Raw genomic sequence first — 18,646 nt, forward strand, 5'->3', positions numbered from 1 at the left:
GTTTCGCTCAGCGGTTCGCCAGCATCTCCGCATAGACGGCGCCGATGGCGCGGGCCTCCCGTTCTACGGAAAAGTTCTCCGTGACGTGCTTCAGTGCTGCGGCGCTATGGCTCTCCAGCTTTTCTACATCATCCAGATAGCTGGCGATACCGTCTGAGAAACTGTCGAGCGAGCCGCGTTCCACGATTGCGCCGGTTTCGCCATCCACGATCAGTTCGACAAAGGCGCCGACATCGGCGGCAATCACGGGAACGGCGCTGGCCATGGCTTCCAGCGGGGTCAGGCCAAAACCTTCCCAGCGCTGCGGTGCGACGAAGAGGTCGAGCGCGCGATACCAGTCATTGATGTTGGTGTGTTCGCCGACGAAGCGAATGCGGTCGGCAAGGCCTGATGCCTTCACGCGTGCCTTCAATTCCTCCTCGAAACCGACATGCTTTGCCGTTGCCCGTCCGGCAATGATGGCTGACCAGCCGGGGCGGGAGGGCAGGAGTCGGATCATGGCATCGACGAAGAGATCCGTGCCCTTTTGGTGGCGCACGCGGCCAAAGCAGCCGACGTACCGCTGCTGCGGATCAAGCCCGAGTGCTTCGCGTGCCCTGTGCTTGTCGGGCGCCGGCGAGAAGCGCTTCAGATCGATGCCGTGCAGGATGACTTCGCTGTCGCGTTCCAGGTAGGACGCGGTCCTCTGGCAGACGGCAATCACCCGGTCCATCCGCGAGATCAGCCACTTGGTCCAGCCCGTGTGCTTTCGCTGCGAGGCCGAGGTGAAGACGAGCTTCAGCGGCATGCGCAGCACGTCGCGCAGAAGAATGCCGGGCAACATCTCGATATTGCGGCGGGCGTGCCACACCCTGTGCCTCCGTCCCTCAGGCGGCTGCCAGAGTAAGGGCAACTGATGCCAGCGCATCGACGGCAATGTATCCGGCAGCCCCGGGCCGAAGGTGGTGACCTTCTGGCCCAGGCTGTTCTGGATCGGCACAAGCTGGATGACAGTCGAGGTCACGCCGGAAAGGCGCCGCTTGAAGTGCGGAGCAATGACCTCGATGTCGGAAAGTGCTAAAGACACGTGGGGGTCAGCCCCAGGTGACGGACAGGATTTCGTAGGCCTTCGAGCCGCCCGGCGCGTTGACTTCGATTGAGTCGCCCGGTTCCTTGCCGATCAGCGCGCGCGCGATGGGGGAGGAGATCGAGATGCGGCCTTCCTTCACATCGGCTTCCTGGTCGCCGACGATCTGATAGATCTTCTCTTCTTCGGTATCTTCGTCGACCAATTTTACCTTGGCGCCGAACTTGATCTTGGTGCCGGACATCTTGGTGAAGTCGATCACTTCGGCGCGCGCCGTCAGATCTTCCAGTTCCGTGATGCGGCCTTCATTGTGGCTCTGAGCTTCCTTCGCGGCATGGTACTCGGCATTTTCAGACAAGTCGCCATGGGCACGCGCTTCGGCAATGGCCTCGATGATGCGGGGACGTTCCTCCTGCTGGCGCCAGCGCAGCTCTTCCTGCAGCTTGGCGAAACCGGTCGGCGTCATCGGTACCTTATCTACCATTTTTCCTTTTCCTCAGTCTCATGGCCACAACGCGCGGCCACAAAAAGAAACAGGTTCCGGAGCGAAGCGCCGGAACCATGCGAAAACCTGACTTTCGCGAACTATAACAGAAGCTCATCGGGAAATGCCAGAGAATTCGAAGTTAGTGCGGATGTGCGAAATCGCCAGTCCTTGGAGCGACTTAACGGTGACGATTGACAAGTTTGTCAAGAACATATAGTGAACAAAATGATGAAGAAGTCGCTGAAAGAACGATTGGCCATCCTGTCCGATGCTGCGAAATATGACGCCTCCTGTGCGTCGAGTGGGACGACGCGACGCGATTCGAGCCGGTCCGGCGGCTTGGGTTCCACGGAAGGGTCCGGCATTTGCCACGCCTATGCGCCGGATGGGCGATGCATTTCTTTGCTGAAAATTCTGCTCACCAATTTCTGCATCTATGACTGTGCCTATTGCATCAACCGGTCCTCCAGCAATGTGGAGCGGGCGCGCTTCACGCCAGAGGAGGTCGTCTGGCTGACGCTCGAATTCTATCGCCGCAACTATATCGAGGGCCTGTTTCTGTCGTCCGGCATCATCCGTTCCTCGGATCATACCATGGAGCAGATGGTGCGGATCGCCCGCGAGCTGCGCACCACCCATAACTTTCGCGGCTATATTCACCTGAAGACCATTCCGGACGCATCGCCGCTCTTGATCGAGGAGGCAGGGCTTTATGCCGATCGCTTGTCGATCAACATCGAGCTGCCGACGGATCACGGCGTTCAGCAATTCGCTCCCGAGAAGAAGCCGGCTGGCATCCGCCAGGCCATGGGCAATCTGCGCCTGAAGATCGAGGAGGCGTCCGAGCCAACCTTGCAGAAGAAGCGGCGACGAACCTTCGTTCCCGCCGGCCAGAGCACGCAGATGATCGTCGGCGCTGATGGTGCCAATGATGCAACGATCCTCGGCACCAGTGCGCGGCTTTACGGCAGCTACGGCCTGCGGCGCGTGTATTACTCCGCCTTCAGCCCCATTCCGGATGCATCGTCGAAACTGCCGCTGATCAAGCCGCCGCTGGTGCGTGAGCACCGGCTTTATCAGGCCGACTGGCTCTACCGCTTCTACGGTTTCGACATCGGCGAGATCACCTCGGCGACCGCCGACGGCAATCTGGATCTCGACCTCGACCCGAAGCTGGCCTGGGCGCTTGCCCATCGCGATCGCTTTCCTATCGACATCAACCGTGCGCCAAAAGAGATGCTGCTGCGCGTGCCGGGGCTCGGCACCAAGGCGGTCAGGTCCATTCTCTCCGCCCGGCTCTTCAGCCGGTTGAGGCTGGAGGATCTGGCGCGGCTTGGGGTGTCGCTGCGCAAGGTGCAGGCCTTTGTGAGCGCCGAGGGCTGGAGTGCCGGGGGGCTGATCGACCGCACGGATCTGCGGGCGCGCTTCGAGCCGAAACCGGAACAGCTGTCGTTGTTTTGAAGGGAAACATCGCGCGTTGCTTGATACCCCCCTCTGTCCTGCCGGACATCTCCCCCACAAGGGGGGAGATCGACTCGCTGCACTGTCTCGACCATCTCCTATGCTTGGAGAAATCGGTTCTATACGATGAGGTTGGAGAGAGGTTGAGGGAATTGCCGTTCTGCTGATCTCCTCCCTTGTGGGGGAGATGTCCGGCAGGACAGAGGGGGGGTATTGGTCGCGCAAGCGACTTTTTCCGATGGCTCGTGAGATGAGGAAATGTGGACTGTTACGCTGAACGGGCGAGGGGATCTCGAGGAGTGGCGGGATGCCGCCCGCGCCTATTTGCGTGCAAACATCAAGCCGGAGCACATCGACTGGCGTCTGCGCGACAGTTTGAGCCTGCCTGGGCTGGCGGAGGACGCGGTTCCTGAACCCAAGCCGGATGCGCCGGCACTGAGCGTTCCGCCGCAGTTCCTGGAACTGGCGGAGGCTGTGATCTGCCATTCGGATCCGATCCGGTTTTCGCTTCTCTATCGGCTGCTCTGGCGCCTGTGCGAGGACCGCAACGTGCTGCAGATGTTGGCGGACGAGGATGTCGTGCTGGCGCGCAAGCTGGAAAAATCGGTGCGGCGTGACAGCCACAAGATGACGGCCTTCGTGCGGTTCAAGGAAATCGCCCCACGGGATCTCTCCGGTCACCGCCGGGCCTTCTTCGCCTGGTTCGAGCCGGATCATTTCATCGTGGCGCGCAAGGCGCCGTTCTTCCGCCGCCGCTTTGTCGATATGGACTGGGTGATCGCGACGCCGAAGGGTTCGGCGGCCTGGGACGGCGAGGTGCTGACCCTGTCCGACGAGCCTGCCCAGAAGCCGGATATCCGCGACGCGACAGATGACCTCTGGCGCACCTATTATGCCAATATCTTCAACCCGGCGCGGTTGAAGGTGAAGGCGATGACGGCGGAGATGCCGAAGAAATACTGGAAGAACCTGCCTGAAGCAGAACTCATTCCGCAGCTGATCGCCGATGCCGAGACCAAAGTGCTTGATATGGCGGCGCGGCAGGCAAGCCAACCACCGACCTTCCATGAGCGTCTGCAGAAGCGGGCTGTCGTCGGGGATGCGGTGTCCGCTGCGGCTGATGGGCTGGCTGGTTTGCAGCAGGCGGCGGCGAGCTGCACGCTCTGTCCGCTGCATTGCGCGGCAACGCAGACGGTGTTTGGCGAGGGGCCGGAGCGGGCCGAGATCATGATCGTCGGCGAACAGCCGGGCGACCAGGAGGATCTGGCGGGACGTCCCTTTGTCGGGCCTGCGGGCAAGGTGTTCGATACCGTGGCGGCGGAGGTGGGTCTTGACCGTTCGCGAACCTATGTCACCAACGCCGTCAAACATTTCAAATACGAGCCGCGCGGCAAGCGCCGCATCCATCAGAAGCCCAATCAGGGCGAAGTGCAGGCCTGCCGGTTCTGGCTGAGCCAAGAGATCCAACTGGTCCAGCCCAAGCTGATCGTGGCCATGGGTGCGACGGCCTATTACGCGCTGACGGATGGTCGCGAGCGGCTGGAGGATGTGCGGGGCCGGCCTCTGCCCATCGAGGGCGGGCGCATCCTGTTTGTCACCGTTCACCCCTCCTACCTGCTGCGCATTCCTGACGAGGCGCGCAAGGCAGATGAGCTTGCGCGCTACCGACAGGATCTGGCGCGGGTTGGGCAGATGGCGGTCGAGCTTCAATCCACGAAGAGCGGTTCCTTGGGCAGATTGGGCGGCGTATAGCCGCCGCCTTCAAGGCGCCGTTGGACGGAAGAATGGATGGCTGCGGTTGGCGGAATATAGCGGTGATCGCCGTCCGGAATGTAGAAACCGCCGGGCTTACCGCCATGCCGCCAGGAGGTCTTGGGCACCTTGCGAGGAATGAATTCCAGCACACGCCAAGCCGCGTTCATTGAGTCATGCAGCGGTGCCGTCGGGTCGGCTGTCACGTATTTTCCGCGCCCATGCCCATCGACCAGATCAAGCACTGCGCGGTCGTCATACAGCAGGCCGGAAGGCCGGGTTTCCCTGATCATCCATTGCAGCGGGATCTTGATCTGGGCACTTTCCGTTTCCGGATAGCCGCCACCCACATCGCCATGCACGCCTGCAAACCAGACTTCCTTGAAATCCTGCGGCTTGATGCGGATAGGGTCCTTCGGACGGAAAGGCTTGCCCCAGTATTCCTGTTCCGGTGCCCAGGGCTCCGGCTGGAACATGGTGCGCCGCTCGTCGATGGCGAGCGCCTGGCGCACGACCTCCACACTTGCATTATGGTGGGTGAAGGGATGGGTCTTCAATTGCGGATGGTGCTTGCCCGCCTCGATCACGGAAGCGACCGTATCGAACAGGCCAAGCAGCTTGATCGGCGGGCGGTCATTGCGCAGCGTGCGCTCGTAAAGGCGCATGGTGCGGAAGGCGGATGGCGCGTCGCCTTCGGCGCGTATATCAGTCTGATGCTGCTCCTGCTCGGGGATCGCCTTGTAGGTGCGATAGGCATAGTCCAGCAGGTTCAGATGCACCTTGGTCGTCAGTCCGAAGGCGTGGATGAATCCGGCCAGTACGCGGGCGGTATAGGCGCCGCGGCTGAAGCCGAAGATATAGATCCGGTCGCGGTCGTAATGGTGGCCGCGCTCATCCACGGGGCCGGCGTCGTAGAGATCGACCAGCAGCCGATAGGCCTCTTTCACGTTTTCATCGAGTCCCCAGCCGGTCGCCAGACCCCATGTCTCGGCCGCCTTTCGCCGCAGCTTCGACCAAGCATTGTCCGCTCCAAACGTGCCGACACCTGGATCATAATAGACGATCTGCTCGGTACTGCGGGTGAGGCAGCCGAACAATCTCAATATGTTGGTGCGATCTGCCGATATTTCATTCGACGTGCCATCGAACAGAATGACGATATTCTTCGACATGTTTGATTTCCCCTCGATCATCCCCGCTTCACAAAATGGTTGCATTCAATTCATGGTGCAACTCTATTTTTCCCGCAACGCTTGGATGGTCGCATGTTTTTGCGAGCCGTGTTAGGCGGCACCGAGCGGGATGAATGGAGGAGCAGCCGGATGTCGGCACAGGTGTTGATCAGTGGTGCCGGTCCGGTCGGCATGACATTGGCCGTGGAATTGACCCGGCTCGGTGTGCCGGTGCGTATCATCGACAAGTCTCCCGGACGTACCGGCAAATCCAGGGCACTCGTGCTGTGGAGCCGATCTCTTGAGTTGTTCGAGCCGAGTGGCCTTGCGGAACGCTTTGTCGCGACAGGCAATCCTGTCACCCATACTACCTTCATGGAAGGCCAGAAGCCGATCGGCACCTTCCGCCTCGACCAGCTGGAAAGCCCTTATGCCTATGCGCTGATGGTGCCGCAGACGGAAACCGAGCGGTTGCTGGAGGCGCATCTCGCGGAAAGCGGAATCCGGATCGAGCGCAACACGACGCTGCTCGATTTCGAGCAGGATGGTGCGGGCGTGACGGCGCGTCTCCTATCGGAAACAGGCGAGATCGAAACGCTCAATACGCCCTGGCTGGTGGGCTGCGACGGCGCCCATTCCGCCATCCGTCACCAGTTGGGCCTTGCCTTCGAGGGTTATGCCGAGCCGGTGGAATGGGCCTTGGCGGATGTCTATCTGCCGGATTCCGTGCCGGGTGATCAGCTGCAGGTGTCGCTTCACCCGGCCGGTGTTCTGGCGCTGTTTCCCATGGGGCAGCATCGCTTCCGCCTTATCGCCGATCTTGGCGTGGCAGAGGCCGGTCCGGATACGAGCGAGCTGACGCTTGCCCAGTTGCAGGCGATGATCGATGCCCGCGGCCGGCCGGACCTGGTGGCACGGGATCCGCAATGGTTGTCGCGTTTCCGCATCAACGAGCGCAAGGTGGCGGACTACCGCAAGGGCCGCATTTTTCTGGCTGGCGATGCCGCGCATATCCACAGCCCCGCCGGTGGGCAGGGCATGAATACCGGCATGCAGGATGCCTTCAATCTGGCCTGGAAGCTGGCTCTTGTCGTGAAGGGTGCTGCGAAAGAAGCGCTGCTCGACACCTATTCGCCGGAGCGTAGCCCGATTGCCGAATTGGTGCTGCGCAATGCCGGCGGCGGCACCAAGGCCGTCACGCTTTCCAATCCGCTTGCGCGCAGCACCCGCAATTTCGTGCTGGGTGCGGCCCTGAAAATTCCGGCCGTGCAGCGCCGTGTCGGCAAATTCCTGTCCGAACTGGATGTGGCCTATCCCAAAAGCCCGCTTTCGGTGACCGGTGAAGAGGATGCCCCGTCAATCGGGGTGAAGCCTGGCCAGCGGGTGGGCTCGGAAATTTTCGGCATCAGCCAGCAGCAGATCGGTCAGTCCGGCAAATGGATCTTGATTGGCAGCACAGAGGATGTGACCGCAATTGCTGCGGAGTTTCCGGCGCTCGTTGATGCCGCGCAGGAGAGGCGCGAGCCCGGCCTGTGGCTGGTGCGGCCGGATGGCTATCTCGGCTTTGCGGGTGCCGCGGGTGATGTGGCGGGCGCCAGGAATTATTTGCGGCGGATCGCGTAAGGACTTTCGGCGCTTCAATTCGGAAGAGCCAACTGATCGTGCCGTTGGCTCTCCTCAACTTCCGACTTTATGGTCAGCGGCCTTGAATGATTTTGATCAGGTTCGGCGTGATCTGACCGTAGTGCAGATTGTTTGCCTCGTCATAGGAAATCCTGCCTGCAGCGGCGGCATTGATAACGCGGTTGCAGTAAAGCTGGTCTACCTGATTGTCCCGAACGTCCATCACTACGGCCACCTTGTGGCGGGCCGCGGTATCAGCGCTTCGTGCCTTTATGATGCATTTTTCGATCGCCGAGGCGCGCAGGCTTTTGCTGCCCGCAAGCGCTGTCACGCCCGCATCATAATTGGTGCGGCTGGTTGCCGTACAGCTTGAAACGGCAACGCCGCACAGCACGAGAGCGATTATCTTCTTCATTCAGTCCCCACAATCCCAGAGTGTAATATCTCCGGGACAAGAGCTATCGTGGGGCTGGAACACGGTCAAGCGAAGCGCAGTATGGCATCCTGATCGTCTGCAAACAGCGTTAATCGCGAAAGCGACACAGGCCGGCCCTCACCTGAGGATGAGGGCCGGTATCGTGTCAGAAGTAGCTCTGCAGCGGACGGACTTCCAGCTGGCCCTTCTTGAGTGCCTGAATGGCTTCGGCGGCGGCGAGCGCACCGGCCATGGTCGTGTAGTAGGGCACCTTCTGCATCAGGGCGGCGCGGCGCAGCGACTTGGAGTCGGAGATCGCCTTGTTTGAATCCGTCGTGTTGATGACAAGCTGGACCTGACGGTTGCGGATGGCATCCTCGATATGCGGACGGCCTTCAAGCACCTTGTTGATCTTGACCGCCTCGATGCCCTGTTCGGCGAGGTAACGCTGGGTGCCACCGGTCGCCAGAACCTTGAAGCCGATTTCCACCAATAGCTTGATGGCCGGCAGAACGCGGGTCTTGTCTTCGTCACGCACCGACACGAAGACGGTGCCTTCGCGCGGAAGCTCGACGCCGGCACCGAGCTGGCTCTTGGCAAAGGCCAGTGCGAAATCGGTATCGAGGCCGATGACTTCGCCGGTCGAGCGCATTTCGGGGCCGAGCAGCGTATCGACGCCGGGGAAGCGAGCAAACGGGAAGACGGCTTCCTTGACGGCAATGTGCTTCAGGTTGCGCGGATCCGGCTTTGCGCCATAGGCGCCGATGGCCGCATCCAGCTTTTCGCCGGCCATGATGCGGGCGGCGATCTTGGCGATCGGCGCGCCGATGGTCTTGGCGACGAAGGGCACGGTGCGCGAAGCGCGCGGGTTGACTTCCAGAACGTAGATCGTGCCGTCCTTGATGGCGTATTGCACGTTCATCAGGCCACCGACGTTGAGCGCCTTGGCAAGCGCCGTGGTCTGGCGTTCCAGCTCGTCCACGATCTCCTTCGAGAGCGAGCGCACCGGCAGCGAGCAGGCGCTATCGCCGGAGTGAATGCCGGCTTCCTCGATATGCTCCATGATCCCGGAGACGAACACGTCCTTGCCGTCGCACAGCGCATCGACGTCCACTTCGATGGCGTTGGTCAGGTAGCTGTCGAACAGCAGCGGGTTCTTGCCGAGCAGCGTGTTGATCTGGCCGGTCTTGTCGTTCGGGTAACGCTGCTTGATATCCTCCGGCACCAGTTCCGGCACGGTATCGAGCAGGTAGCTCTGCAGCATGCTCTCATTGTGAATGATCTGCATGGCGCGGCCACCCAGAACGTAGGACGGACGCACGACAAGCGGGAAGCCGATTTCCGATGCAACGAGGCGGGCCTGCTCGACGGAGTAGGCGATGCCGTTGTTCGGCTGGGCGAGATCGAGCTTCATCAGAAGCTTCTGGAAGCGGTCGCGGTCTTCGGCAAGGTCGATGGCGTCAGGTGCAGTGCCGAGGATCGGGATACCGTTCTTTTCCAAGGCTTCCGCAAGCTTCAGCGGCGTCTGGCCGCCGAACTGCACGATCACGCCAACCACTTCACCCTTTTCCTGCTCTGCGCGCAGGATTTCGATCACGTCTTCGGCCGTCAGCGGCTCGAAGTAGAGACGATCGGAGGTGTCGTAATCGGTCGAAACCGTTTCCGGGTTGCAGTTGATCATGATCGCTTCGAAGCCGGCATCCTTGAGCGCGAAGGCGGCATGGCAGCAGCAATAGTCGAACTCGATGCCCTGGCCGATACGGTTCGGGCCGCCACCGAGGATGACAACCTTCTTGCGGTCGGAAACCTGCGCTTCCGAGCGCGTGGCGCCGACGAAGGGCGTTTCATATGTCGAGTACATATAAGCCGTCGGCGAGGCGAATTCCGCAGCGCAGGTGTCGATGCGCTTGAAGACCGGGCGTACGCCGAGGCCGTTGCGCAGCATCGCCACATCCTTTGGCTTGCCGCCGGTCAGCGAGGCAAGGCGCGCGTCGGAGAAGCCCATGGCCTTCAGCTTGCGCAGGTTCTCGGCATCCTTTGGTAGGCCATGTTCGCGGATGCGCACTTCCATGTCGACGATCGCCTTCAGCTGGGCGATGAACCACGGATCGATCTTGCAGCCTTCATGCACCTCGGCTTCCGACATGCCGAGGCGCAGCGCCTGGGCAACCATGCGCAGGCGGTCCGGGGTGGGTGTCCCGATGGCGGCGCGGATGGCGTTCTTGTCGTCGCCCTGGCCAAGGCCGGGGATTTCGATCTCGTCGAGACCCGTCAGGCCGGTTTCCAGACCACGCAGCGCCTTCTGCAAGCTTTCTGCGAAGGTGCGGCCAATCGCCATGACTTCACCGACCGACTTCATGGCCGTCGTTAGGACGGGAGAGGCGCCTGGGAATTTCTCGAAGGCGAAACGCGGGATCTTGGTGACGACGTAGTCGATCGATGGCTCGAAGGAGGCGGGCGTTGCACCGCCGGTGATGTCGTTTTCCAGTTCATCAAGCGTATAGCCGATCGCGAGCTTCGCCGCGACCTTGGCGATCGGGAAGCCGGTGGCCTTCGAAGCCAGCGCCGAAGAACGCGAGACGCGCGGGTTCATTTCGATGACGACCAGACGACCGTCGGCCGGGTTGACCGCGAACTGCACGTTCGAGCCGCCGGTCTCAACGCCGATCTCGCGCAGCACCGCGATCGAGGCGTTGCGCATGATCTGGTATTCCTTGTCGGTCAGCGTCAGCGCTGGCGCGACAGTGATGGAATCGCCCGTGTGGACGCCCATCGGATCGATGTTTTCGATGGAGCAGATGATGATGCAGTTGTCCGCCTTGTCGCGAACCACTTCCATTTCATACTCCTTCCAGCCCAGAACCGATTCTTCGATGAGAACTTCGGTCGTGGGGGAGGCGTCGAGACCGCCATTGACGATGTCGAAGAATTCCGAGCGGTTATAGGCAATGCCGCCACCGGTGCCGCCAAGCGTAAAGGACGGACGGATGATGGCTGGCAGGCCGACATGGTCGAGCGCCTGGGCGGCAATCGCCATGGCATGGCTCATATAGCGCTGCTTGCGGTCTGTCTCGCCGAGGTTCCACTGGTTTTCCAGCGCGTCCAGAGCCTTGTCGAGCGCGTCGCCGGAGAGCGTCTCGCGCAGCTTGGCGCGCTCCGCTTCGTGCTTCTTGCGGTCGGCGTCCTTGATCTCGGTGGCGTTGGCCAGCATGGAGCGCGGCGTCTCAAGGCCGATCTTCGCCATGGCTTCGCGGAAGAGGGCGCGGTCTTCGGCCTTGTCGATGGCTTCCGGCTTGGCGCCAATCATCTCGACATTATAGCGGTCGAGAACGCCCATGCGCTTCAGGGACAGGGCGGTGTTGAGGGCGGTCTGGCCGCCCATGGTCGGCAGCAGCGCGTCCGGGCGTTCCTTGGCGATGATCTTGGCGACGACCTCAGGCGTGATCGGCTCGACGTAAGTTGCATCCGCCAGACCCGGATCGGTCATGATGGTGGCCGGGTTGGAGTTCACCAAGATGACCCGGTAACCTTCCTCCTTCAGCGCCTTGCAGGCCTGCGTGCCGGAATAGTCGAATTCGCAAGCCTGGCCGATGACGATCGGCCCCGCGCCAATGATGAGGATGGATTTCAAATCTTGGCGCTTCGGCATATCGTTCTTCCGCTTGTCTATCCTGCACAGAAAGCCGGCCGGGTGAGGGTGTCACCGGTCGGGCGCAGGTCGTTGGGGTCTTTTCAGGCTAGAAGCGGCTTATAGGCAAATGTGGCCGCGGAAGGAACCCCCTAATTTCCGCAATCTTCAACGGTTTGATTTGCCCACAGGACAATCCCGCCCCATCAAGCCGCAAAATGTTCGGATGGGGAGATATACTTGAGTTCAGTGTTCAGTTTTATTGTGCGCCACCCACAACTTTTAATATCCGCTAAGGTGATAAGTTTTCATCTTATTAAAGGTGTGCGTTTTTAAATACATATTAAAATTTATACTGTCTTCTGGCGGGGCTTATTTCAATTGATTTATAACGGTTTTGTTTGGCTGTTTGCGGGAGCAAAAGGCAAATGCAGCAAAAAAAGGTTCATGTTTTTGTCAGGAGATTACGCTCCGATCGATTTTTATATCTAGCGATCGGTCTCTACCTGTTGATTTCGGTTCTGTGCCTTGCAGGAACCCGACAGTGGCAGGAGGCATCCTATGGGGTCTACTTCATTCCCTGGACCAATGCGTTCCTGGTTGTTATGCCGCTTCTGGCAATCGCAATTGACATCTGCATGATCTGCCTTCGCTTTCCGCGCCGCCGCAGTCTCGCTTACAAGCGTGTATTTTCCGCGGATCGAATCCACGCCTTTGCCGCAGGCCTCCTATTGCTGGCCGCAATGATGATTTTTCAGGGTGCGTTTACATCCATGAAGAACCTTTTGCCGGATTTCGGTGGAGGATTTGTGGATGACGTTGTGCAGGCCGATATCGATCACTGGCTTCACTTCGGTTTGGACCCTTGGCGTTATCTTTACGCGGTCGCCAAAGCGGAATGGGTGCTGCATGTGGTCGAATGGAGCTATAATGTCCTCTGGTTTGTCATCTGCTTCGGCGCTTTGTTTTTCGTTGCAACCTCCCCCAAGGCCGATGGCATCCGCCTGCGTTACTTCCTCATGTACATGTTCGTATGGGTGGGGCTCGGCAATGTGGTGGCGGGCCTCTTCCTTTCCGCAGGCCCAGCTTTCTACGGCTTTGTAACGGGTGATATGGGCCGCTTTGCGGAGCAATTGCGGTTTCTTGCGACGAGCACCGACGCCGATTCCGCCAGCGCGTATCAAGCCTATCTCTGGCAGATCCATGTGGCGGACAGGGCAGGCATCGGCGGCGGCATTTCCGCTTTCCCGAGCGTTCATGTTGCCCTGATCATGATGAATGCGATGTTCGTGAATGAATATTCTCGCACCCTCGGGCGCATCGCTTTTGCCTATACAGCATTCATCATGATGAGTTCCGTTTATCTCGCTTGGCATTACGCCATCGATGGCTATGTCTCCGTTGCTTTGGTCTTCCTGGGGCACCACGCGCTGCACTTTTCGATGTCGGAACGGTCGGCTTGTGGTACCGCAATGCAGGTCATCAAGCCGCAAGTCGCCTGATGCTCGCCATTCTGAAGGACGGGCGCGTCTGCGACTGTCACAGCCCTGTCGTTTGCACCTCATAACCATCTCTTCGACGCCCATTTGAAGGAAATGGTATGATGCTGACCTCCGCTCTTTCTCCTGTCTTTCACGCGTACAGCGAAACTCATCATCCCTTGCCGTCACGTCATGTGGGTGTGCGCTATGACCGGAGCGGAAACTTTCTCTATGAGCCGGGCAATACGATCGTCTGCCATCTGACGGAAGGTTCGGAAACACAGGCGGCGATCATCGATCTGCGGTCTCTTTATCTCGATCTGCCGGAGGTGGAGCGGCTTGCCTTCACGCCGGTCTCCAGCCTGCATATGACCCTGTTCCAGGGCATTATTGAACATCGCCGGCAGCCGGGTTTCTGGCCGGCGGATCTTCCGCTCGATACGCCCATTGATGACATGACGCAAATCATGGCGCAGCGTCTTGCCCGCTTCCAGGCCGGGCCATCGTTTCGCGTGGGGCTTGTGGATCTTCGTCCCACCGGCATGACGCTGGACGGCGTAACGGAGGCGGACAAGGCGGCGCTTGCAGAATGGCGCAATCGTCTTGTCGATCTGTTCGGCTACCGTCACCCGGATCACGAGACCTATCGCTTCCACATCACCTTCGCTTATGTCATCCGGACCCTTTCGGATGCGGCTCTCCTCGAATGGCAGCAGGTACTGGGGGAGCAGACGGAAGCATTTCAGGCGCGCTTTGAAGCAATCGAACTCAACCCACCCGCCTTTTGCAGCTTCAACGACATGAAGCATTTCGAGGAACTGGTGGTGCTTGATCATTCCTGATCGATATGAGCTCATCCTCGATCTGGGGCCGTTTTAGAATCCGGTAATTTTCGCTGCCTGCCGTACCGTTCTGGCCTCTTTCGACATGGACAGGTCCGGCAGGCGGGTTTACTGCTGCAACACTCACGACAGCAGCAAGGGCCATCCAATGCGACGACCGCTTGCGGAGGAGGCGTTTCGTGGCCGATGCAACTGCAAAACCCGTCATAAGCGATCCACAGGTCATTACGACTGCCCCGACCGTTGAGGTCACGGTGCTGCCGATCATTCTGGCGGTTAGCTTCTGCCATATGATCAACGACATCATGCAGTCGATGATCTCGGCCATCTACCCGATGCTGAAGAGCGATTATGCGCTGGATTTCTGGCAGATCGGCGTGTTGACCTTTGCCTTCCAGTGCACGGCTTCGCTCTTTCAGCCCGTGATAGGCACCATCACCGACAAGAAGCCATTTCCGTATTCGCTGCCGATCGGCATGGGGTCGACCTTTATAGGTCTGTTCCTGCTGGCTTACTCGCATACTTACGGCATGCTTCTGGTTGCCTCCTGCCTGATTGGTATCGGGTCTGCCGTCTTTCATCCAGAATCGTCCCGCGTCGCCCGTCTCGCCGCGGGCGGCCGTTATGGCTTTGCCCAGGCCACCTTCCAGGTGGGCGGCAATTTCGGCCAGTCGATCGGCCCGCTGTTGGCTGCCTTCATCATCGTGCCGAACGGGCAGGGAAGTGTCGCCTGGTTTTCCGCCGGTGCCCTGGTCGGCATCGTCGTGCTGACGATCGTCGCGCGCTGGTACAAGGCGCATATGCTGGCCAACAAGGGCCGCAAGCGGGTGCTGAAACAGCATAACCTCAGCCGCCGCACCGTGGTGCTGTCGCTTGGTGTGCTGACAATCCTGACCTTTTCCAAGAACGCCTACATGGCATCGATCAGCAGTTATTACACCTTCTATGTAATCGAGCGCTTCAGTGTTACCGTCCAGCAATCGCAGGTCATGCTGTTCATCTTCCTCGGTGCCGTGGCGCTGGGAACGGTTGTCGGTGGCCCGATCGGTGACCGCTTCGGCTCCAAGGTGGTGATCTGGTTCTCCATCCTCGGCGCGCTGCCGTTCACGCTGGCCATGCCCTACGCGAACCTGCCGATGACGATTGCGCTATCGGCCGTGATCGGGTTCATCATGGCCTCTTCCTTCCCGGCCATTCTGGTGATGGCGCAGGAGCTGGTGCCTGGACGGGTGGGACTGATTGCCGGCATCTTCTTCGGGATTGCCTTCGGCATCGGCGGTATCGCGGCGGCCGTGCTGGGCGTCTTCGCCGATCATTACGGTATCTCCTTCGTCTATACGGCCTGCTCCTTCCTGCCGGCGCTCGGCCTTCTCACCGTTTTGCTGCCGGGGCGTCGGGAATTGCGCGTCGCCTGAATCCGATGGAGGTCCATAAACTATTGGATCGCATTGAGGCGCTGCGCATTATAGTGGCCAACTGGATCAACCATAGGCGAGGGATCATTGCATGGAATGGCGGGGCCGCAGGCAATCGGACAATGTGGATGATCTGCGCGGCTCTGACGACGGCGCCTATGGCGGCGGCGGTTTCCGTTTTCCCATCGGTGGCGGTGGGGGACTTGGCATCGGCGGAATCGTCGTTGTTCTCTTCCTCTCATGGGTGACCGGCATCAACCCGCTGACGCTGCTTGCCGGTGCCGATGCCGTCGTGAATGGTAGCCCCTCGCGTAGCGTGCAGCAGCAGCCGGCGCGCCCTCCCGCCAATGACGAGATGACCGCCTTCGTGCGGACCATCCTCGCCGAAACCGAAGATACCTGGACGGAAATCTTCCGGGCCAACGGCCAGACCTATAAGGAACCGCGCCTCACGCTGTTTTCGCGTCAGGTACAGTCGGCCTGCGGTTTTGCGTCGTCTGCGACAGGCCCGTTCTACTGCCCCAGCGATAACAGGGTTTATCTGGACACCTCCTTCTTTCGACAATTGTCGCAGCAGTTCGGGGCTTCCGGTGATTTCGCCCAGGCCTATGTGATTGCCCATGAGGTGGGTCACCACGTGCAGAACCTGCTTGGCATCATGGCCAAATATCACCAGGTCCGTAGCACCATGAACGAGACGGAAGCGAACCGCATGTCGGTGCGGGTGGAACTGCAGGCGGATTGCTTTGCGGGCGTCTGGGGTAAGCATACGGAGCAGAAAGGTATCCTGGACCAGGGTGATCTGCAGGAAGCCCTGAATGCCGCCCAACAGATTGGTGATGACACACTTCAGCGTCGAGGCCAGGGTTATGTGGTGCCGGAAAGCTTCAGCCACGGCACCTCCGCACAGCGCAAGCGCTGGTTTCAGCGCGGCTTCAGCACCGGCAGCATGCGAAGCTGCGATACGTTTTCGCCTGTCTACCAACAGCTATGAGGCAGTGACACTGCCGGTATCATTTGGCGGTGTTCGGTCGGCAAATTTCGCCCGCATCTCCGCCTCATAGGGGCGGCTGACGGGCAGTGCTGTACCGCTTGCCGTGACCACCAGCAGCTTGCCGTTGTCCTTTTTAAGCCAGCCGACATGATCATCGGCTATCCAATGAGAGCGATGGATGCGCTGACCGGGGACGGGCGCACTTTCAGTGACCGCATCGGCAAAGCGCAACAGGATCAACTCGCGACCACGCGATGTGACCACTTCCGTGTAGTGATCCTGCACCGATAATCTTAGAAGCCTGCCACGATGCTGAGGTTTCAGTCGCGCCAGAATGGGCGGAGCCGCTGCCGCTGCGGGCGCTGGCGTTGCCTGTTGCTCTGGCATCGCCGCCTGTTCCGGCAAGGGAGCGCCGGTGTCCTGCAGCGGTACTTGTTCCGTCAGGGGGTGTGGCCCACTCATCGTAAGGTAAGTCAGCGCGCAGAGCAGGGGGCTGAGTAGCAGCGAAACCTTGATCTGCTCCAGCGCACTGGCGAGTGAAACGCCTTGATCGGCGAAACCTGCCTGCAAGCCCTCTACGGCAATGCCAATTGGGACAGCGGCGATGGCTGCACCAACCATCATCGTTGCCAGCCTCTTGATGCCGGTGCCGCCCCACCAGGAAACAATGAACACAATGATGATCGAGGCGATGGCAAACGCCGTAGTATGAAGCAGCAGCCAGAAGGCGAGCCGCCGGATGAACGGCATGGAATGCGCAGTGCCAAAGGGGCCAACAATGGTAAAGACGACCGCGACGATCAGGATCGTTGCCCAGAACCGTGGCGATTGAAAGAAGGACTGCAATTCACGAAGCGCGGATTGCACATAGCCGCTTTTCACGAAACCTCTCCCTCCCTTGGCGCCATTGCGATTTGCTGGGCAGGAGTTTTGGCCAATGTCAGAGACAAATTCAATTGGAGATCCTGAGCCCATGAACCTCGCTCCCCTTCTTGAAGCGCCTGTTGCCATTCAAGTGCATGTGGCCGCCGTTCTTCCCGCGGCCATCATCGGGGCATTCCTGCTGCTCTGGCGGCGCAAGGGAACGCCTTTGCACAGAACGCTGGGCAAGATCTGGCTGGCGCTGATGATGGTCACATCAATCTCCAGCTTCTTCATTCACGAATTGAACGTGATTGGAGGGTTTTCGCCGATCCATCTTTTATCGATCCTGACGATAGCAGGCTGTTTTAGGGCTTATCAGACTGCGAGAGCGGGCAATATCACCGCCCATGTCGCGGTCGTGCGACAGCTGTATTTCGGCGGCATCGTCGTTGCCGGCGCCTTTACGCTCCTGCCGCATCGGATTATGAGTGCAGTTGTTTTTGATGGCAGCAGCTTTATCCCGGTTGCAGGCTTGGTCCTGGCCGTGCTTTTGCCCTGGCTTCTGTTTTATCTGCTGCAGGACCGAAAACTTCGCTTGACCTTTTGATTGTCTCTTCTTCCGGACCATTCATGATCATCGTTCACTATCTCAACAATTCCCGTGCCCATCGCATTCTCTGGCTGCTGGAGGAGTTGGGGGTCGAGTACCAGGTCAAGACCTACGAGCGAGGGCCTGACCTTCGAGCCCCGGCAAGCCTCAAGGCCATTCATCCCCTCGGCAAGTCGCCCGTCATCGAAGACGATGGCAAGGTGATTGCCGAAAGCGGCGCAATCATCGAATATCTAATCGAGACCTACGGGGCAGGCCGCCTGAAGCCCGCAGCGGGAACGCCGGAGGCGCTTCGCTACCGATACTGGCTGCATTATGCGGAAGGCTCTGCCATGCCGCTGCTTCTCCTCAAGCTGCTTTTCCTGCGCATCCCCGCGCAATTGCCTTTCTTCATCCGCCCGTTCGGCAAGATGATTGCGCAGGGCGTGCAGGCGAAGCTGGTCGATCCACAGCTCAAGGATCACCTGGCTTTCTGGAATGGGGAGCTTGCCCGTGAGGGCTGGTTTGCGGGAGGGGAATTCTCCGGTGCCGATATCGCCATGAGTTTTCCCGTCGAGGCTGGCATGACCCGCATGCAAGCGGAAGGAGATATCTCGGCTGTTCGCCATTATCTCGACGCCATCCGCGCGAGGCCCGCTTATCAAAGAGCCATTGAACGGGGTGCCTACATCTACACGAAGAGCTGACCGAGGCGGCACAGCATCTGTAAGGCGTTTCTCACATATCACGTCGGGTGATGGGTCTCTTCAATATTGCTTCTGAATTAGGCAAAAGGGTTGCCACTTAGGCAGGCCTGATCTAATTCCGTGTCAGACCGCTTGTCCCCGTTCAATGGG

15 protein-coding genes are annotated in these 18,646 nt (G+C 59.8%); 9 read left to right on the forward strand and 6 right to left on the reverse strand.

The genetic code is table 11. From position 1 onward, the window contains the following. Positions 1–7 precede the first annotated feature (7 nt). Together Q2T52_RS09655 and greA are read right to left on the reverse strand one after the other, a co-directional pair. Positions 8–1,066 (reverse strand): glycosyltransferase family 4 protein, encoded by a 1,059-nt coding sequence (locus Q2T52_RS09655; RefSeq protein WP_302076502.1) that lies wholly within the window; start codon positions 1,064–1,066, stop codon positions 8–10. A 7-nt stretch (positions 1,067–1,073) separates the two neighbouring features. Beyond that, positions 1,074–1,550 (reverse strand): transcription elongation factor GreA, encoded by a 477-nt coding sequence (greA, locus tag Q2T52_RS09660; protein WP_302076503.1) that lies wholly within the window; start codon positions 1,548–1,550, stop codon positions 1,074–1,076. Positions 1,551–1,781: 231 nt separating this feature from the next. On the opposite strand from greA, the gene Q2T52_RS09665 reads away from it, so the two are divergent. Both Q2T52_RS09665 and Q2T52_RS09670 read left to right on the forward strand, forming a co-directional pair. After that, a complete protein-coding gene (locus Q2T52_RS09665; protein WP_302076724.1) occupies positions 1,782–3,014 on the forward strand; it encodes a putative DNA modification/repair radical SAM protein in 1,233 nt (410 codons plus the stop codon). Positions 3,015–3,272: 258 nt separating this feature from the next. Then, positions 3,273–4,766 carry a UdgX family uracil-DNA binding protein gene (locus Q2T52_RS09670; RefSeq protein ID WP_302076504.1) on the forward strand — a complete coding sequence of 498 codons (1,494 nt, stop codon included), beginning with the start codon at positions 3,273–3,275 and terminating at the stop codon, positions 4,764–4,766. Here Q2T52_RS09670 and Q2T52_RS09675 read toward each other — a convergent pair. Continuing rightward, a complete protein-coding gene (locus Q2T52_RS09675; protein WP_302076505.1) occupies positions 4,721–5,938 on the reverse strand; it encodes a T6SS phospholipase effector Tle1-like catalytic domain-containing protein in 1,218 nt (405 codons plus the stop codon). The genes Q2T52_RS09670 and Q2T52_RS09675 overlap by 46 nt on opposite strands. A gap of 150 nt (positions 5,939–6,088) precedes the next feature. Here Q2T52_RS09675 and Q2T52_RS09680 point away from each other — a divergent pair, with 150 nt between their 5' ends. Continuing rightward, positions 6,089–7,561: an FAD-dependent monooxygenase gene (locus tag Q2T52_RS09680; protein WP_302076506.1), complete on the forward strand. Its 1,473-nt coding sequence runs from the start codon at positions 6,089–6,091 to the stop codon at positions 7,559–7,561. A 73-nt stretch (positions 7,562–7,634) separates the two neighbouring features. On the opposite strand, the gene Q2T52_RS09685 is transcribed toward Q2T52_RS09680, so the two are convergent. Together Q2T52_RS09685 and carB are read right to left on the reverse strand one after the other, a co-directional pair. Next, positions 7,635–7,976 (reverse strand): hypothetical protein, encoded by a 342-nt coding sequence (locus tag Q2T52_RS09685; RefSeq protein WP_302076507.1) that lies wholly within the window; start codon positions 7,974–7,976, stop codon positions 7,635–7,637. A gap of 166 nt (positions 7,977–8,142) precedes the next feature. Beyond that, entirely contained in the window at positions 8,143–11,625 is a 3,483-nt protein-coding gene (gene carB / locus Q2T52_RS09690) for a carbamoyl-phosphate synthase large subunit (protein WP_302076509.1), read from the reverse strand. A 407-nt stretch (positions 11,626–12,032) separates the two neighbouring features. Between carB and Q2T52_RS09695 the strand changes: the two genes are divergently transcribed. The 4 genes from Q2T52_RS09695 to ypfJ all read left to right on the forward strand — a co-directional run bounded on the left by Q2T52_RS09695 (position 12,033) and on the right by ypfJ (position 16,336). Next, a complete protein-coding gene (locus tag Q2T52_RS09695) occupies positions 12,033–13,106 on the forward strand; it encodes a phosphatase PAP2 family protein (RefSeq protein WP_302076511.1) in 1,074 nt (357 codons plus the stop codon). Between the two features lie 101 nt (positions 13,107–13,207). Beyond that, positions 13,208–13,927 carry a DUF1868 domain-containing protein gene (locus Q2T52_RS09700; RefSeq protein ID WP_302076725.1) on the forward strand — a complete coding sequence of 240 codons (720 nt, stop codon included), beginning with the start codon at positions 13,208–13,210 and terminating at the stop codon, positions 13,925–13,927. Between the two features lie 179 nt (positions 13,928–14,106). Further along, the gene (locus Q2T52_RS09705) at positions 14,107–15,342 is read left to right on the forward strand and encodes an MFS transporter (protein WP_436799519.1); all 1,236 of its coding nucleotides are present in this window, start codon (positions 14,107–14,109) and stop codon (positions 15,340–15,342) included. 91 nt (positions 15,343–15,433) lie between these two features. Continuing rightward, positions 15,434–16,336 carry a KPN_02809 family neutral zinc metallopeptidase gene (gene ypfJ, locus Q2T52_RS09710; RefSeq protein WP_302076513.1) on the forward strand — a complete coding sequence of 301 codons (903 nt, stop codon included), beginning with the start codon at positions 15,434–15,436 and terminating at the stop codon, positions 16,334–16,336. Here the strand turns inward: ypfJ and Q2T52_RS09715 are convergent. Continuing rightward, complete coding sequence (locus Q2T52_RS09715; RefSeq protein ID WP_302076514.1) at positions 16,331–17,218, reverse strand: LytTR family DNA-binding domain-containing protein; 888 nt, start codon at positions 17,216–17,218, stop codon at positions 16,331–16,333. The genes ypfJ and Q2T52_RS09715 overlap by 6 nt on opposite strands. A gap of 91 nt (positions 17,219–17,309) precedes the next feature. Between Q2T52_RS09715 and Q2T52_RS09720 the strand changes: the two genes are divergently transcribed. Both Q2T52_RS09720 and Q2T52_RS09725 read left to right on the forward strand, forming a co-directional pair. After that, on the forward strand, positions 17,310–17,807 hold the full coding sequence (locus Q2T52_RS09720) for a DUF2306 domain-containing protein (RefSeq protein WP_302076727.1): 498 nt from the start codon (positions 17,310–17,312) through the stop codon (positions 17,805–17,807). Positions 17,808–17,830: 23 nt separating this feature from the next. After that, complete coding sequence (locus Q2T52_RS09725; RefSeq protein WP_302076515.1) at positions 17,831–18,496, forward strand: glutathione S-transferase family protein; 666 nt, start codon at positions 17,831–17,833, stop codon at positions 18,494–18,496. The last annotated feature ends 150 nt before the right edge of the window (positions 18,497–18,646 follow it).

This window comes from Rhizobium oryzicola (genome assembly GCF_030504645.1).
Taxonomy (GTDB): domain Bacteria; phylum Pseudomonadota; class Alphaproteobacteria; order Rhizobiales; family Rhizobiaceae; genus Neorhizobium; species Neorhizobium oryzicola.

Bases quoted from the DNA above. Each gene is read 5' to 3' on its own strand.
- greA (WP_302076503.1), bottom strand. From the start codon at position 1,550: ATGGTAGATAAGGTACCGATGACGCCGACCGGTTTCGCCAAGCTGCAG.
- Q2T52_RS09665 (WP_302076724.1), top strand. From the start codon at position 1,782: ATGAAGAAGTCGCTGAAAGAACGATTGGCCATCCTGTCCGATGCTGCG.
- Q2T52_RS09670 (WP_302076504.1), top strand. From the start codon at position 3,273: ATGTGGACTGTTACGCTGAACGGGCGAGGGGATCTCGAGGAGTGGCGG.
- Q2T52_RS09675 (WP_302076505.1), bottom strand. From the start codon at position 5,938: ATGTCGAAGAATATCGTCATTCTGTTCGATGGCACGTCGAATGAAATA.
- Q2T52_RS09680 (WP_302076506.1), top strand. From the start codon at position 6,089: ATGTCGGCACAGGTGTTGATCAGTGGTGCCGGTCCGGTCGGCATGACA.
- Q2T52_RS09685 (WP_302076507.1), bottom strand. From the start codon at position 7,976: ATGAAGAAGATAATCGCTCTCGTGCTGTGCGGCGTTGCCGTTTCAAGC.
- carB (WP_302076509.1), bottom strand. From the start codon at position 11,625: ATGCCGAAGCGCCAAGATTTGAAATCCATCCTCATCATTGGCGCGGGG.
- Q2T52_RS09695 (WP_302076511.1), top strand. From the start codon at position 12,033: ATGCAGCAAAAAAAGGTTCATGTTTTTGTCAGGAGATTACGCTCCGAT.
- Q2T52_RS09700 (WP_302076725.1), top strand. From the start codon at position 13,208: ATGCTGACCTCCGCTCTTTCTCCTGTCTTTCACGCGTACAGCGAAACT.
- ypfJ (WP_302076513.1), top strand. From the start codon at position 15,434: ATGGAATGGCGGGGCCGCAGGCAATCGGACAATGTGGATGATCTGCGC.
- Q2T52_RS09720 (WP_302076727.1), top strand. From the start codon at position 17,310: ATGAACCTCGCTCCCCTTCTTGAAGCGCCTGTTGCCATTCAAGTGCAT.
- Q2T52_RS09725 (WP_302076515.1), top strand. From the start codon at position 17,831: ATGATCATCGTTCACTATCTCAACAATTCCCGTGCCCATCGCATTCTC.